At 70.9% G+C, this 14,699-nt stretch carries 17 protein-coding genes; 9 read left to right on the top strand and 8 right to left on the bottom strand.

Translation table 11 applies throughout. From position 1 onward, the window contains the following. Positions 1–157: 157 nt before the first annotated feature. Both ACLBX9_RS13430 and ACLBX9_RS13425 read left to right on the top strand, forming a co-directional pair. Positions 158–1,147 carry a sterol desaturase family protein gene (locus tag ACLBX9_RS13430; RefSeq protein ID WP_447719280.1) on the top strand — a complete coding sequence of 330 codons (990 nt, stop codon included), beginning with the start codon at positions 158–160 and terminating at the stop codon, positions 1,145–1,147. A 5-nt stretch (positions 1,148–1,152) separates the two neighbouring features. Beyond that, positions 1,153–2,292, top strand: coding sequence for a GNAT family N-acetyltransferase (locus tag ACLBX9_RS13425; RefSeq protein WP_447719311.1), 1,140 nt, complete (start codon positions 1,153–1,155; stop codon positions 2,290–2,292). A gap of 17 nt (positions 2,293–2,309) precedes the next feature. On the opposite strand, the gene ACLBX9_RS13420 is transcribed toward ACLBX9_RS13425, so the two are convergent. Both ACLBX9_RS13420 and ACLBX9_RS13415 read right to left on the bottom strand, forming a co-directional pair. Continuing rightward, positions 2,310–3,542 (bottom strand): hypothetical protein, encoded by a 1,233-nt coding sequence (locus tag ACLBX9_RS13420; RefSeq protein WP_447719279.1) that lies wholly within the window; start codon positions 3,540–3,542, stop codon positions 2,310–2,312. A gap of 218 nt (positions 3,543–3,760) precedes the next feature. Beyond that, positions 3,761–4,915, bottom strand: a complete 1,155-nt coding sequence (locus tag ACLBX9_RS13415; RefSeq protein ID WP_447719278.1) for an aminotransferase class V-fold PLP-dependent enzyme — start codon at positions 4,913–4,915, stop codon at positions 3,761–3,763. A 167-nt stretch (positions 4,916–5,082) separates the two neighbouring features. On the opposite strand from ACLBX9_RS13415, the gene ACLBX9_RS13410 reads away from it, so the two are divergent. The 3 genes from ACLBX9_RS13410 to ACLBX9_RS13400 all read left to right on the top strand — a co-directional run bounded on the left by ACLBX9_RS13410 (position 5,083) and on the right by ACLBX9_RS13400 (position 6,419). After that, a complete protein-coding gene (locus tag ACLBX9_RS13410; RefSeq protein WP_244625651.1) occupies positions 5,083–5,256 on the top strand; it encodes a hypothetical protein in 174 nt (57 codons plus the stop codon). Beyond that, positions 5,241–5,480: a hypothetical protein gene (locus ACLBX9_RS13405; protein WP_039892371.1), complete on the top strand. Its 240-nt coding sequence runs from the start codon at positions 5,241–5,243 to the stop codon at positions 5,478–5,480. The genes ACLBX9_RS13410 and ACLBX9_RS13405 overlap by 16 nt, the downstream gene beginning before the upstream one ends. A gap of 66 nt (positions 5,481–5,546) precedes the next feature. Further along, complete coding sequence (locus ACLBX9_RS13400) at positions 5,547–6,419, top strand: 4-(cytidine 5'-diphospho)-2-C-methyl-D-erythritol kinase (protein ID WP_010682761.1); 873 nt, start codon at positions 5,547–5,549, stop codon at positions 6,417–6,419. Between the two features lie 19 nt (positions 6,420–6,438). Here ACLBX9_RS13400 and ACLBX9_RS13395 read toward each other — a convergent pair whose 3' ends face one another. Continuing rightward, on the bottom strand, positions 6,439–6,849 hold the full coding sequence (locus ACLBX9_RS13395) for a hypothetical protein (RefSeq protein ID WP_447719277.1): 411 nt from the start codon (positions 6,847–6,849) through the stop codon (positions 6,439–6,441). Between the two features lie 68 nt (positions 6,850–6,917). Next, complete coding sequence (locus tag ACLBX9_RS13390; RefSeq protein ID WP_447719276.1) at positions 6,918–8,735, bottom strand: chloride channel protein; 1,818 nt, start codon at positions 8,733–8,735, stop codon at positions 6,918–6,920. 140 nt (positions 8,736–8,875) lie between these two features. Here ACLBX9_RS13390 and ACLBX9_RS13385 point away from each other — a divergent pair, with 140 nt between their 5' ends. Together ACLBX9_RS13385 and ACLBX9_RS13380 are read left to right on the top strand one after the other, a co-directional pair. Continuing rightward, positions 8,876–9,304: a MarR family winged helix-turn-helix transcriptional regulator gene (locus tag ACLBX9_RS13385; protein ID WP_010682758.1), complete on the top strand. Its 429-nt coding sequence runs from the start codon at positions 8,876–8,878 to the stop codon at positions 9,302–9,304. Between the two features lie 40 nt (positions 9,305–9,344). Beyond that, positions 9,345–10,214, top strand: a complete 870-nt coding sequence (locus ACLBX9_RS13380; RefSeq protein ID WP_010682757.1) for a protein-L-isoaspartate O-methyltransferase family protein — start codon at positions 9,345–9,347, stop codon at positions 10,212–10,214. A gap of 10 nt (positions 10,215–10,224) precedes the next feature. Here the strand turns inward: ACLBX9_RS13380 and ACLBX9_RS13375 are convergent, their stop codons facing one another. After that, positions 10,225–11,244, bottom strand: coding sequence for a polyprenyl synthetase family protein (locus ACLBX9_RS13375; RefSeq protein WP_010682756.1), 1,020 nt, complete (start codon positions 11,242–11,244; stop codon positions 10,225–10,227). A 168-nt stretch (positions 11,245–11,412) separates the two neighbouring features. Between ACLBX9_RS13375 and ACLBX9_RS13370 the strand changes: the two genes are divergently transcribed. Continuing rightward, the gene (locus tag ACLBX9_RS13370; RefSeq protein WP_039892370.1) at positions 11,413–11,637 is read left to right on the top strand and encodes a putative signal transducing protein; all 225 of its coding nucleotides are present in this window, start codon (positions 11,413–11,415) and stop codon (positions 11,635–11,637) included. After that, positions 11,637–12,380, top strand: a complete 744-nt coding sequence (locus tag ACLBX9_RS13365) for a tRNA1(Val) (adenine(37)-N6)-methyltransferase (protein ID WP_447719275.1) — start codon at positions 11,637–11,639, stop codon at positions 12,378–12,380. Before ACLBX9_RS13370 ends, ACLBX9_RS13365 begins: the two co-directional genes overlap by 1 nt. A gap of 9 nt (positions 12,381–12,389) precedes the next feature. On the opposite strand, the gene ACLBX9_RS13360 is transcribed toward ACLBX9_RS13365, so the two are convergent. The 3 genes from ACLBX9_RS13360 to ACLBX9_RS13350 all read right to left on the bottom strand — a co-directional run bounded on the left by ACLBX9_RS13360 (position 12,390) and on the right by ACLBX9_RS13350 (position 14,297). Continuing rightward, positions 12,390–12,701, bottom strand: a complete 312-nt coding sequence (locus tag ACLBX9_RS13360) for a hypothetical protein (protein ID WP_010682753.1) — start codon at positions 12,699–12,701, stop codon at positions 12,390–12,392. Positions 12,702–12,739: 38 nt separating this feature from the next. Continuing rightward, positions 12,740–13,414, bottom strand: coding sequence for a hypothetical protein (locus ACLBX9_RS13355; protein WP_010682752.1), 675 nt, complete (start codon positions 13,412–13,414; stop codon positions 12,740–12,742). 175 nt (positions 13,415–13,589) lie between these two features. Then, positions 13,590–14,297, bottom strand: coding sequence for a class I SAM-dependent methyltransferase (locus ACLBX9_RS13350; RefSeq protein WP_447719274.1), 708 nt, complete (start codon positions 14,295–14,297; stop codon positions 13,590–13,592). Positions 14,298–14,699 lie beyond the last annotated feature (402 nt).

The following is a 14,699-nucleotide window of genomic DNA, read 5'->3' as shown; positions in this document are numbered from 1 at the left end:
CGGATGACGGATTCGGTTTTTGGTGGACAAGTCGCGCGGCACTAAGCTCCTGGAAGCCCGGTTCGCAGACCTTTCTGCCTGCTGAGGCAGAATCGGATCCGGCGGCGACTGTGCGGCGATAGCGAGGGAACGGGCTCGGCGAAGGGAACGCGCACTCATGGATGTCGCCCACTTCATCCAGCAGATCGCCGAGAAGCTCTCGGGCGAGAACCTGCTCGCCGCCGGCCTGCTGTTCGCGACAGCGCTGTGCTGCGCCCTGATCGCCTATCTGAGGACGGCGGAGCGGTACTCGTTCGCCGAGTTCTTCGAGTTCGCGCTCCCGCGCGCGGTGATCACCCATCCCTCGGCCCGCGCGGACCTGCTGTTCTACGTCACCCGCAAGGCAATCATGCCGTTCCTGCTCATCCCGGCGGGGGTGACCTTCGTGGTGGCGGTCGGCTACGCGACCAACCGGCTCCTGGGCGCGCTGTTCGGCATCGACCATCCGGTCTTCGGCGAGCCCGGGCCCATCACCATCGTGGTGTTCACCGCCACGATGCTGCTGGCCTACGACCTGTCCTACTATCTCTATCACACGGCCCAGCACCGATTCCCGTTCCTGTGGGAGCTGCACAAGGTCCACCACTCGGCCGAGGTCATGGTGGGCATCACCAAGGACCGGGTGCACCCGCTGGATGAGCTGATGAACCGCGCCTGGGACGGGGTGATCCCCGGGATCTGCTTCGGGATCTGGAGCCTCCTGTCCCTGAACCCGGTCGAGCTGACGGTGTTTGGCATCAACGTCTACATCATGCGCAACATCCTGATGATGGACTTCGTCCGGCACACGCACTTCAAGATCTCGTTCGGGCCGCTCAACAATGTGGTCCTGTGTCCACACTGGCATCAGCTTCACCACTCGACGGCGCCGCAGCACTACGACAAGAATTTCGGTCTCCTGTTCTCGTTCTGGGACCGTCTGTTCGGGACCCTGTGCGTCCCGCACCCCGACGAGGACTTCAAGTTCGGCCTCATGGATCGGGATGTGGCCGACTACCAATCCCTCTCGGGCCTGTACGTGCTGCCCTTGAAGAAGATGGGTCAGCGGATCTCCCGGCAGGTGCGGCGCCTGCGCGGCGTGCCCGCCCAGTCCCGACCAGGCGCGTGACCGCGATGCAGGACCGCATGCAGGAACGCTTCGAGACGATCCGCACGGCCGAGCGCCTGGCTGAGGTCGGACCCGCGTGGAGCGACCTGTGGGCGCGCAGCGGCGCGCTCATCTTCCAGAGTCATGCCTGGATCTCCGCGTGGTGGGCGAGCGCCGCCGACAGGGACCGTCGCACCCTGGCCATCGCGCTGGCTTGGCGAGGCCAGGACCTCATCGGCGTGATGCCCCTCGCCACCGTCCGGCGGAAGGGCTTCCGTGTGCTCGAGTGGGCCGCCAAGGACTGCTCGGATTTCGGGGACGCGCTGCTGGCGCCGGAAGCCGACCGGGACCTCGTGCGGAGGATGTGGCGCCATGCCGGCCGGACCGGCGGCTTCGATCTCGCCTATCTGAACCGGTTGCTTCCGGAGGCTGCGGCGCGGACGCTGCTCGAACCGGCAAGCGGCGGGATCCGGCTGCATCTGAACCATCGCGATGAGGCGAACTGGCGGGTGCGCGGCCCCTGGAAGACCGGGCAGGCGTGGTTCGACGCGCAGTCGAAGAAGACGCGTCAGAATTACAGGCGCGGCCAGAAGTTCATGGGCGAACGCGGCCCCCTCGCCTTCCGCCTGCTCGGCTCGGAGGAGCCGCTCGGCCCGGTCCTCGACCGGCTGACGACCTTCAAGCGGGCCTGGCTCGCGACCCACGCCCTCGCCTCCACGGCGTTCTACGACGAGGGCTCCCAGGCGCTGCCCGCCATGGTGCGGGTGCTGGCCGAGACGGGGCTGCTCCACGCCTTCGTGCTGGAATGCGGCGGCGAGGTCGTGGCGGTGTCGATCAACTTCGTCCAGGCCGGCACGATGATGGCCTTCGTCACCACCTACGATCCGGCCGTCGAGCGCGGCTCGCCGGGCATGGTGCTGATGATGGACTACATCATGTGGTCGATCGACCGCGGGCTGCACACCGTGGATTTCCTCTGTGGCGACGAGGGCTTCAAGGGTCGCTTCGGCACGCAGAACCTGACCCTGGCCTCGATGATGGGCGCGCGTACGCCGCTGGGCTTGGCCGCCCGCGTCGCCGACAGCGTCGGGCACGCGGCACGGCGCCGCTTCGGCGGGACCGCGCCGCAGAGCGGCGGGGCACCGGCGGCGGAAGCGGCGGCCTGAGGCCTGGGGGCGCGCGGTCAGGCTGACCCGGCGGCCCGCCGGAGGCTTAGCCCGCGCGCGCGGCCGCGGAACGCCTCCACCGACCAGGCGAGGGTGGCGAGTTCGGAGGCGATGAGGCCCAGGAGTGCAGTGACCGGCGGCAGCATCAGCAGGGCCGGCACCATGATGGCGAATCCGATGGCGGCGCTCGCCACCGCACCCGCCGTGATGGTCCGGAAATCCGCGGACGCTTCCAGATAGGCGCGCGGGATCGCGTAGAGCAGCGAGACGGTCACCACGGCCCAGACGCCGAGCCCGATCCAGCCCATCGGCTCGCCCGCGAACCGCCCCTTGAACAGGATCTCCTCGATCAGCGGCAGGGCCGACGCCATCACCGCCCCGTAGGCGAGGCAGGCGGAGCCGAGCAAAACCATATGGCGGACGACGAGGCGGCGCGCGGCCTGGACCTCGCCGTTGGCCAGCAGCCCGCTGATCTCGGGCAAGACCATGTTCATCAGCGCGCTCGTGGGAATGCGCAGCGGGGCGTAGAGGACGAGCGTCGCGGCAATCGGCGCGTAGGCGGCGGGCCCGGCCAGGACGCCGAAGAGGAGCGTGAGGCCCTGGCCCTGCACGGTGAGGCTGGTGACGCCCGCCAGGGACCACGCCAGCGTCCGCCAGATTGCCCGGTAGCGCGCCCGCGCCCGCGCGTGCAGCGAGAATCGCAGACGCTCGCGAACCGCCCCGTAAGCCACCGCGATGGCGATCGCGTGCGCCACGGCGATTGCCACGAAGGCCCGGTCGAGCAGCGCCGTGCCGGCACCGGTGAGGCCGCGCGCCACGATCAGACCGCCGCAAACGGCGTAGACGAGGTCGCTCAGGCCGGCGATCCGCGGACGCCCGCGAGCGAGGAGCACGATCCGGAGATAGCTGCGGAAGGCGTAGAGGCCCGCGAACGCCCCGCCCGCCAGAGCGCCGAGGCCGATCACCGGCACTAAGGCCGCGCCGACTCCGAGGCCCAACACGCCGGCGACGAGGACCGCCCCGGAGCCGAACATGACGTCGTAGCCCAGAGCCGCCGGTCGACCGAGGCTCCGGGCCAGATGGAGCGTCGCGGGGACCGCCACCAGGGCGCGGATGTAGGTGATCCCGACGGCGCCCACCGCGAAGACGATCGCGAACAAGCCGTAATCGTGCGCGTCGAGTTCGCGCACCAGCAGGATGTTGAGCACGAAGTGGAACAGGCTCTGGATCAGTTCGCCTGAGAGGATCACGGCAAACCGTCCTGAGGAACCGGCCCGGATGGCGCGCGACAGCCGCGTTCGACCGGCGCCACGCTGATCCGGTGTGCGGAGAATCTCACCGGGAGGCGGCATCGATCCTGACATGCGGCTTGGAAAAGCTTTCCTCAGACACCGGCGCCATCGGCGCCAGAGGCTCATCTAGGCGCGATCCCGTGCGGGGCACCCGCATCTCATCGGTCGGGCTCGGCTTAGCGGCCCTGTGTTTCCGTGCTGTCGCTGCGGCAGCCGCCCAGCGCTTCGCCGAGCGCCGCCAGGCAGCGCGCGACGTCATCGTCGTCGTTCCAGACATGCGGGCTGAGGCGCAAGGCGCCCGCGCGCTCGCTGGCGAATACGCCCCGCTCGCTCAGGCGATTGACGAGGCCAGCGGGCAACCCGCTGGGCCGCCGCAAACCGAGGATGTGGGGGGCTCTCAGGTGATGCGGCGCGACCGCGAGCCCCAGAGCCTCCGCTCCGGCCGCGAGCCGATCCGTCAGCGCGCGCAGCCGGACCGCGACGGACGCCGTATCCCAGCCGGCGACCAGCTCCAGCGCCGCCGCCGCCATGGCGAGGACGACCGGATCGTTCAGTTCGCCCCGATCGTAGCGGCGGGCCCCGACGGCCGGCGGAACGTTGCCCACATGCGCCTCGATCGCCGCGCCGTCCTGGCGGTGGGGCGCCGCGTACAGGCAGGCGAATCCGTAAGGCCCGAGCGCCCACTTGTAGGTCGGGAAAGCCAGGAAGTCGGGCCGCCAGCGCGCCACGTCCATCGGGACGGCACCCACGGCCTGGGTCGCATCGATTACGAGGTTGCCCCCCGCCGCGTGGACGGCGGGTGCAAGAGCGTCGAGGTCGATTCGGACGCCGTCGGTCCAGTGCAGCGGCGTCAGGGTGGCGAGCGCCAGCGGCGCTGCGCCCGGGCGGGCGAGCGCGGCCAGCACCGCCGCCGTCCAATCGCCGTCGTCGGGTCGCGCGACCTCCTCGACCGTCAGGCCGTTGACCGCGGCCAAACGATCAAAGGCGAAGCGCAGGGAGGGAAACTCCTCGGCCACCCGGAGGAGGCGACCGCCCGGACGCGGGTGGAGGTTCCGCGCGGCCGTCGCCATCGCGTGGCTCACCGAGCCGACGATCGCCACGTCGTCCACGGCTGCCCCGATGAGCCGGGCGGCCGCCGCACGGGCTCGCTCGGCCATCGCGGGAATCGCCGCGCGGGGATGATCCCAGGGGCGGCTCTTGAACAGCATGCCCGCCTCGCCGGCGGCCCGGACGGATCGCGGCAGCGGCGACCATGCCGCGGCGTCGAGGTAGCTGACATCGGCCGGCACCTCGAACAGGTGACGCTGGCCGGGAAGCGCGGCGGTCGACATGGCGACCGGAGACTAGAGGATCGGGCGGCCCGAGGCCACGACAGGGATGAGGCAGGTCGACGATGCGGATCGCTCGACCGCGCGTCGAGCGATCCGGGACATCCCCGCGGGTTTGATCGCGCGGCCCCGATGCCGCAAGCGGGCGCGCCACACCCGCGAGGTCGCCCGTGCAGACCCGCCTGCTCAAGCCGGGCAAGCCCGTAGCGCTGGGGCAGGTCGCCGAGACGGCCTTCGCCGGATTGCCAGGCAACCCGCCCGCCGCCTACGTCACGGCGCCGGCGGTGCTGAAGCCGCTGGTGCTGCACCTGTCCGGGGGGCGCGCGACTTGGCGCCGGCCCTGATCGTGCGGAGCGGCTTCGCCACGCAGAAGCGCCCTGGCCAGCGCGAGTCCCTGCGGGTCTGCCTGCAGCCGTATGGGAATGGGATGCCGCACGCCGTCCCGGCGCCTGCCGGCGCACTGTCCGGCCTCGCGGCCAGTGTCGGGCTAGTCGAACTCGCCGAGGATCTGATCACGATCCGGCCGGGCGATGCGCTGCCATACACGCCGCAGGGCAATATGGGCTGAGCTGTTGTTTGCGGCCATGAAACTGTAGAGCCTCGGGAGCCGTCATCATCAGCCGACCGAGACCCCGTGCCCATTCTCGCAGACCGCGCCTCCGCCAAGGTCAACCTGACGCTCCACATCCTCGGGCGTCGGGCGGATGACGGCTACCACGCGCTGGAGAGCCTCGTGGCCTTCGCGGGCACCGCCGACCGGCTGACCCTGGATCCCGACGCGCCGCTCGGCCTCACCGTCAGCGGCCCCACGGCCGGACCGGCCGGCCCAACAGGCGACAACCTCGTCCTGCGCGCCGCACGCGGGCTCGCCGGGCGGGTGCCGGAGCTGCGGACGGGCGCCTTCCACCTCGTCAAGCGCCTTCCAGTAGCGGCCGGCATCGGCGGCGGCTCCTCCGACGCCGCCACGGCCTTGCGCCTGCTCGCCCGCCTCAACGGATTGCCCCTCGATCACGCCGCAGTCGTGGCGGCCGCGCGAGAGACGGGCGCCGACGTGCCGGTCTGCCTCGATCCGCGGGCCCGGATGATGCGCGGCGTCGGGGAGGAGATCGGACCAACGCTGGGCCTCGCGCCGCAACCGGCGGTGCTGATCAATCCTGGCGTTCCGGTACCCACCGCGCCGGTGTTCAAGGCCCTGGGCCTCAAGCCCGGTCAGAGCCTCGACGGAGCCACCCACCCCGACATCGCCCCGGATCTCGGCGGCGAGGCCCTCGTGGCCGCGATCGCCCCGGCCCGCAACGACCTGGAAGCGCCGGCCCTCACGGTAGCGCCCGTGATCGGCGCCGCGCTCGCGGCCCTGCGCGCACAGGGCTGCAGGCTGGCGCGGATGTCGGGCTCCGGCGCCACGGTCTTCGCCCTGTTCGCCGACCGGCGCGGAGCGGTGCGGGCGGCGACGGTGCTGCGGGCGGCGCATCCGGGCTGGTGGGTGGCGCCGACCTTCCTGCGGTGAGGTGCCTGCGGCACGCATCTCAGCCCGGTTCGGCCGCGTAGACGGTGACGACGCCGCCAGCCTGTGGGATCATCACCCGCCAGCGGGCCGCCTGCGGCAGCCCGGCCACGTCGATCGCGCTGGCCGCACCGCTTTGGACATCGAAGGTCGCCAGCTGGCCGGCCTGATCACGGCCGCATAGGAAGGCGCTGCTTTCGGCGAAGTGAAGCGCGGCCGGAATCCGAACCCTGGGCCCGGACGCCGTGGCGGCGAGCGGGCCAGCGGGCGCCAGGAAGGCGCCACGCAGGACCGTGACCTCCGCGTCCATGGCGAGATCGGACACCAGGGGCAGGTCGCCTCCCAACCCGTCGCGCCGGTTCAGCATCAGGGCCTCCCGCCGTCCCGTGCGCGACACGATGAGGGCAAGGTCCCGGTTGCTTTGGTCTTCCATCAGGTACACGGTCCCGGGGCCAAGCCGAGCGATACGGTGTGTCGTCCCCGGATCGCGACGGCCCATGATCAGGCTCCCGTTTCTGCGCGGCGCTCGAGCCGGCCCTTCCGGAAGAACGCGCGGCGCTCGGCTTCGGAGCGGACCACCGTGGCACGCACCTGCAGCAGATCCTTGCGGGTCAGGAGCCCGACCAGCCGGCCGCTCACCGGATCGGTGACCGGCAGGCGCCCCTGCCCGGCTGACAGCATCATGTCGAGGGCGTGCGAGACCACGTCGCCGGGATGGACCACCGCAACGTCGGCATCCGAGACCCGCTCGCCGAGGGTGCCCTCTGCCTCTTCCCCTTCACGCTCCTCCATCGCCCAGTCCAGGGCATCGCCGCGCGAGACCAGCCCTACGGGACGGCCGGCCCCATCGACCACGGGATAGGCATGGTGGGCGCCGGTCTCGATGGCGGCGAGCGCCTCGGCGAGCGGCAGGTCGGCTGCCAGGGTCTCGACCGTGCGCGTCATCACGGCCTCGACGCGGGCGAGATCGTAGGGATCGATCCCGTATTCGCGGGTCACGTGCTGGCCGCGCCGGGCGATCTTCTCGGTGAGGATCGAGCGCTTGAGGAGCAGGACGGTGACCGCGTAGGCCGCCATGGTGGCGGCCAGCAGCGGCGCCAGAGCGGCAACGTCGCCGGTGATCTCGACGGCGAAGACCACGCCGGTCAGGGGCGCTGGCAGCGTGCCGCCGAGCATCGCCGCCATGCCGATCAGCGCCCAGAAGCCGTGCGCGCCGGGCAGAAGCAGCCCGATCAGCCACCCGACCGCACCACCGACGATAAGCAGCGGCGCGAGCACGCCGCCGGACGTGCCCGACGACAGGGCTGCGAGCCAGATCACGGTCTTCACCACCAGGATCATCACCACCGCGCTCGCCAGCATGTGCCCGGAGAGCAGATCGTGAATCACATCGTAGCCGACGCCGAGCGCCCGCGGCTCGACCAGGCCGCCGAGCCCGACCACGGCGGCGCCGAGCGCCGGCCACCACATCCAGTGCAGCGGCAGCCGGCCGAACCCGTCCTCAAGGGCGTAGAGCGCGCGCGTCAGCACGCCCGAGATCAGGCCGCAGGCGATCCCGAGGGCGGCGCAGGCGGGCAACCCCCACCAGGGCAGCGCCGGGTTGTCGGCGAAGGGGAAGAGCGGACCGGCGCCGAACAGCACCGGCCGCCAGCAGGTCGCCGTCACGGCGCCGACAGTCACTGGGACGAGGCTGCGCGGCCGCCACTCGAACAGCAGAACCTCGACGGCGAGCAGCACGGCCGCCACCGGTGTCCCGAAGATCGCCGTCATGCCGGCGGCGGCGCCCGCCACCAGCAGCGTCTTCCGCTCGGCGGCGCTCAGATGAAAGAACTGGGCGAACAGCGAGCCGACCGCACCGCCCGTGACGATAATCGGTCCCTCGGCGCCGAACGGGCCGCCGGTCCCGATCGCCACGGCCGAGGAGAGCGGCTTGAGCACCGCCACCTTGGGCGACATCCGGCTGCCGCCGATGAGGATCGCCTCCATCGCCTCCGGGATGCCGTGGCCGCGGATCTTTTCCGAGCCGTAGCGCGCCATGGCCCCGACGACGAGGGCGCCGATCACGGGAATGGCCACCATCCCGGGGCCGGGCGTGGCGCCGGCAAGGGATGTCAGCGCCGTATCGAAGCGGCCGAACCAGACCAAGTTGGTGACGAGGCCGATCAGGGTGAGGAGGATCCAGGCGGTGCCGCTCGCGGCCGTGCCGGTGATGACCGCCATCCCGGCAAGGGTGAGGACGCGCCAGTCGGCACTGAAATCGCCAAGCGTCCGCCGCCGCGGCCCGTCTCCGCCGCGCGCCGTCTCGAGCCGGCCGTTCATTCAAGTCTCCCCTGTGCAGAGTCTGTCATTTATGTCGGGTTACGATATATTCCACAACGGCCGGCTGCGGTCGTGGCGCGGCACGTTGTGGAACGGTGCGTCGCGTTGGTACGTCCGCTGAACCCACCGCAGAGGCGATCATGACGGTCGACATGCCGGAGACCGGCGCGCTCACCGCGGAGCAGTACGCAGCCCTTGCGGATTTCCGTTTCCGGCTCCGGCGCTTCCTGGCCTTCAGCGAAGCCGCGGCGGCCCGGGTCGGGCTGCCGCCGCAGCAGCATCAGGCGCTGCTGACCCTCGCCGGTCATGCCGGGCGCGCACCCGCCACAGTGGGGCTGCTGGCGGAACAATTGCTCATCGCCCCCCACAGCGCCGCCGAGCTGGTCGCCCGGATGGTCGAGGGCGGATTGCTGACCAAGGGGCGCGCGGTCGAGGATCGGCGGCGGAGCGAACTGGCGCTCACGCCCCGCGCCGAGGCGCTGCTGCGGACGCTGACGAACGCCCATCTGGAGGAGCTGCGCGGGCTGGCACCGGCCCTCACCGACGCGCTCGCGCCCGTGGGGCGTTGACGCGACGGGCGCCGGCGAACGGGCTTCCCGGGAGACCGAAATGACCGACATGGACGAGGCGAAGTCGCGCACCGTCAAGCTTCGGCGGTTCTACGCCGAACTCGTCACGGGCCGGGCCGCGCCGGAGATCACGGCCGCTTTCGCGGCGATCCCGCGGGAGATCTTCGCCGGGCCCGGACCCTGGTCGATCCCCTGCGCCACGATCGTCCGATCCCCGGAGCAGCGTCCGCATTACGTCCGCACGCCCGACGCCGATCCGGCCTTCCTCTACCAGGACGTGCTCGTCGCCCTCGACCCGGAGCGGGGCGTCAACATCGGACAGCCCAGCCTCCACGCCCTATGCCTCGCCGCGCTGGGGCTGCGTCCTGGCGAAACCGTGATCCAGGTCGGCAGCGGCAGCGGCTACTACACTGCTCTGCTGGCCCATCTGGTCGGTCCGGGAGGCCGGGTCCACGCCTACGAGATCGATCCCGACCTCGCCGCCCGGACGGCCGCCAATCTCGCACCCTGGCCCTGGGCGCAGGTCGCGGCGCGCTCCGGGGTCACGGCGGGATTGCCGCCGGCCGACGCGATCTACGTCAATGCCGGGACGGCGCGGCCGGCCCGCGCGTGGCTCGATGCCCTGAGGCCGGATGGACGGCTGCTCTTCCCGCTCCAGGGCCCGCAGAGGCGGGGCGGCCTGCTGCTGGTCCGCCGGACGGCCAACGACGCGGCGTGGCCGGCTCGGTTCGTGTCCCTGGCGACGTTCATCGCGCTTCAGGATGCCGACGACGGCGATGCGGTCCGGCTCAACGCGGCTTTTGCCGGAGGCGGACTGTTCGCGGTGCGGTCGCTCCGCTTCACCGGCGCGCGCGACGCGAGCTGCTGGTACGATGGCGGAGACTGGTGGCTGTCAACGCTGGACGCGTGAGCACCGGCCCTCAGCGCGCCCGCGCGACGCAGAACTCCACGGCACCGAGGAGCGCCGCCTTCACGGCGCCGTCGGGGAAGATGTCGAGGGCGGCGCGCGCCTCGGCGCCGTAATGCTGGGCGCGGGCCACCGTCTCCTCGAGGGTGCCGTGCCGCTGGAGCAGGTCGAGGGCCGTCTCCAGATCGCCGTCGCGGATCTCGCCCTGCTGAAGGGTCCGCCGCCAGAAGCCGCGTTCGCCCTCGCTGGCCCGGCGATGGGCCAGAACGATCGGCAGGGTGATCTTGCCCTCGCGGAAATCGTCGCCGACGTTCTTGCCGAGCTCGGCCGACGTTCCGCCGTAATCCAGCACGTCGTCGATCAGCTGGAAGGCGATGCCGAGATTCATCCCATAGGCGCGCGCCGCGGCCTGCTCGGCCTCCGGGCGCCCGGCCAGCACAGGCCCGACCTCGCAGGCGGCGGCGAACAGCTCGGCGGTCTTGCCGCGGATCACCGCAAGGTAGGCGGCCTCGTCGGTCTCCAGGTTCTTGGCATTGGTGAGTTGCATCACCTCGCCCTCGGCGATCACCGTGGCGGCGGCTGAGAGGATGTCGAGGGCCTTCAAGGAGCCGACCTCGACCATCATCCGGAAGGCCTGTCCGAGCAGGAAGTCGCCGACCAGCACCGAGGCCTCGTTGCCCCACTTGATCCGGGCCGCGACGCGACCGCGGCGCATGTCGCTCTCGTCGACCACGTCGTCGTGCAGGAGCGTGGCGGTGTGCATGAACTCGACGCTGGCGGCGAGCTTGACGTCCCCGTCGGTCCCGCCCGCGTAGCCGCAGAGCTGGGCGCAGGCGAGGGTCAGGATCGGGCGCAGGCGCTTGCCTCCGGAGGCGATCAGGTGGTTGGCGACTTCGGGAATCATCGCCACGTCGGATCCCGTCCGCGACAGGATCGTGGTGTTGACCCGCGCCATGCCGTCAGCCACGAGCGCGACGAGGTCGTTCAGCCCCGCCTCCGCCTCGGGCTTCGGGTTCTCGATGGAGAGGGCCATACCCAAGATCCGTAGCCTCCAGACCGGTTGCCCGTCGCCGGGTGGGCGATCCCTTCGCACGCGTCCCGCGGCGCCGCAACATCGTCCCCGGAGGGATATGGTGTACCGGCAACGCGGATCTCGCGCGACGAAACCGCCGATGTGCCTGTTGATGACGACAAGTGCGCGATGATTGAGCTGATCCGGGCCAACGATATCGTACTGATCGGCTTCGCGCGCTCGGTCCTCGAAGCCGCCGAGATCCCGGTCCTCGTGGCGGACAGCCACATGAGCCTGATGGAGGGCTCCATCGGCGTGTTCGGCCAGCGCCTCCTGGTGCCGCGCGACCACGAGGCCCAGGCCCGGCGCCTGCTCGCCGATGCCGGGATCGGGCACGAACTGCGCCAACCGTGATGGCTGAGCCGGACGCCTTCCTGGGCGGATTGCTGCGCCTGCACCAGCCGCCGCGGGGAGCCCATCGGGCGGGGACGGACGCGGTCCTGCTCGCGCGGCTGCTCCCCGTGAGCGCGGGTGATCGGGTCTGCGACATCGGGGCCGGGACCGGCGCGGTCGGGCTCGCCTGCGCCGCGCTGGCGCGGGGGCTTCAGCCCACCCTGGTGGAGCGCGATCCGATGCTCGCCGAACTGGCCCGAGCGAATGCCGCGCTCAACGGTATCGACGCCCGTGTCATCGTGGCCGATGTGCTCGCGCCAGCGGCGGAACGCCGCGCCGCAGGTCTCTCGCCGGACGCATTCGACGTGGTGCTCACCAACCCGCCGTTCTTCGCGGCCGGCAGCCACCGCGCCTCGCCGCATCCGGGGCGGGCCGCGGCCCACACCTTCGCGGAGGGCAGCCTGGACCTGTGGATCCGCGCCTGCACGGGGATCCTCCGGCCGGGCGGCCGGCTCGGGCTCATCCACAGGGCCGACGCGCTGCCCGCTGCCCTCGACGCGCTCAAGGGGCGCTACGGCGCCGTGGCGATCCGTCCCGTCCATGCTCGCGGCGACACACCGGCGATCCGCGTGCTGATCGCGGCGATCCGGGGCAGCCGCGCGGCGCCGCGCCTGCTTCCGGGCCTCGTGCTGCACGAACCCGACGGCGGCTTCACGCCGGAGGCCGACGCACTCCATCGCGGAGCACCCTGGCCGCTGGCCTGATGGAACCCCTCACGCCGCGAGGGCGGTGGGCTGCGCGTCGCGGATGCCGAGGAAGCGCTCGACCTCGGGCAGGTCCGGGAAGGCGAGGAATTCCGGCCGCAACGGCTCGGGCAGACCCTCGAAGTTGAGCCCCGGGAACGCGTCGGGATGCGGATAGAGCTGCCAGGCCGCCCCGGGCTCGACCGGAGGGAACAGGATCGCCACCTTCTCGGATCCGAGGCGCACGATCCGGGTCGGGCTGTAGGACAGCGTCTCGATGCTCCAGCTCTGGTGGGAGTCCCGGCGGGCCTTCATGGTGCGGCGGCTCGTCGCGCGATGCATGGCGGTCTCCTGCGGTTGGGGTGAAGGTGTGCTGAGGGTCAGGCGGCGCTGCGGCGCCCGGCCCGCTTCGGCCAGCCGAGGGCCACAAGGCGTGCCTTGGCGTAGTCGCGAACCTCGTCGCGGGTGCCGGCCGGCATCGTCGCCAGGATCGCCTGGGTGGCACCGTCCAGCATCAGGTCGGTGACGGCGTTGATCGTCTCGGCCTCGTCGATGCGGCGCTTGAGATCGCCCTCGGCCTCGGTGACCTCGTCGAAGGCGGCCGGCTCCTCGAAATCCTCGTCCACGGCCCGGACGGGGATCTGGTGCGCGCGGAACTCGTCGGCTTCCTCCTCGCTGTAGACGAGGCCGTGCAGCTCGATGAGCTTGAGGATCACGCGGTCCTTTCCGCGCTTCTCGGCCATGGCGTAGACGTAGGCCGCCTGCTTGCCCGAGACGCGGTAGTTCACGTTGACCAGCGCCTCGCCGAGCGACCACTCGACACGTTCGGTGCCGGGCTTCGTCCCCGGCAGCCGGCCGGTCACCAGGATCACGGCTTCGTCCCGCTCGGCGCGGATGATGGTCGGCGGTTCGAACACGATCCCGGCCTGCGCGGCGATGCGCTCCAGGGTCTTGTGATAGATCACGGCCGTGCCCTGCACGCGCCAGACGTTGCCCCCGAAGGGCTCGCCGTAGCGGACGAGGATGTCGGCGATCTGCTTGTCGGCGGTTCGCATGCGGGGCTCGTACCGGCGGGAGGAGGCCGCGCCGTCCACAGCTTTGTTGGACGACGCGCTTTTGTTCTCTTTTTGTTCGTATCTATATGCGTAATTGGCCGGTCCTGCGCAAGGGGCGCGCTCGCTCCACATCCGACCGCGCCGCGCCAAGGCAGACGCCGTGGTCGGGCCGTCTTCAGCGGTTTTGCCATTCCATGACGTGGAAGTACGGGGCTCGACGGTGCTGCCGGACCCGTTCGGGATCGCCGCCGGTTGGAAGCGGCTCGTCGAAGTGGATCAGGCGCAAGCCTGAGCTGAGCAGGGGTTTCATGTACGCGCTGAAGGGGCGGTGCCAATTCCGGATCGTGATTCCGCGCCAACTCACCCACTCGGAGCGCGCGAGCATATAATTGTCGAGCACGAAAGAGCGGGATCCGTCGTCGCGCTCGTGCCATTCACCCGCGGTGTTGAAGCTGTTGAGATTGGCGATCAGGAGAGAGCCGCCGGGCCGGAGCACGCGGGTCATCTCGGCGATGGCTGCTTCAAGACCGTCGATATCGATCAGCGTCAGATAACTCACGACGAGATCGAACGCGCCGTCCGCAAACGGAAGGGTTTCGGCCCTGGCGGCGATGTAGGTGCCCGATGGATCGCGGGCGATCGCAGCGTCGCGCAGGGTGGGCGTCGGCTCGATACCGACCGGCACGATACCTTCCGCCCGCAGCATCCGGCAGAAACGGCCTTCCCCACATCCGATATCGAGAGCCCGGCCGAAAGATCGACTCCGAACCCGTTCAAGCATCGGCGTATCGAGCACGTATGTCCGGCCGTAATCGCCCTGCTCACCGATTTCCGAGATCCAGGCCGATGCGGACTTTTCCCATCCATTGTCTCGAGTCTGCATCGCTTTTGCTCCGCTCCGGCGAGTCGTGCGATACGGACTCTATGGGCGAGAGGTGGTCGCTCGAACTATACCGGGACGAGCCATGTGCGCCATCGTCCTCACCCGCCTTTCGGCGCCGGGGGCATGGCCCAGGAAGCAACACGCGGGACGCGGGACGCCGCGGGAACCCAGGTGTCGGCCGTGTACGCGCGGGATCCGATCCCCGCGGCGCCCGCGGCAGCGGCCGGGCATCACCCCCGATCGCGGCCGTCTTTCTCGTCGCGGTGTCTTGTCGACGTCCCGGTCCTGCGCCTCGCTGCCGGCGGTCTCGGACGAGGTGCACGCACCTCCGGAACCCGCCCTTCAGCGCCGTGGCCTTCCAGCCGTCCCCCGCCTCGTAGTGGGCGGGTCCGCAGGGGGCTT

The sequence above is a fragment of the Methylobacterium sp. A49B genome, assembly GCF_053346215.1.
This window is presented reverse-complemented; position numbering and strand designations above follow the sequence as displayed.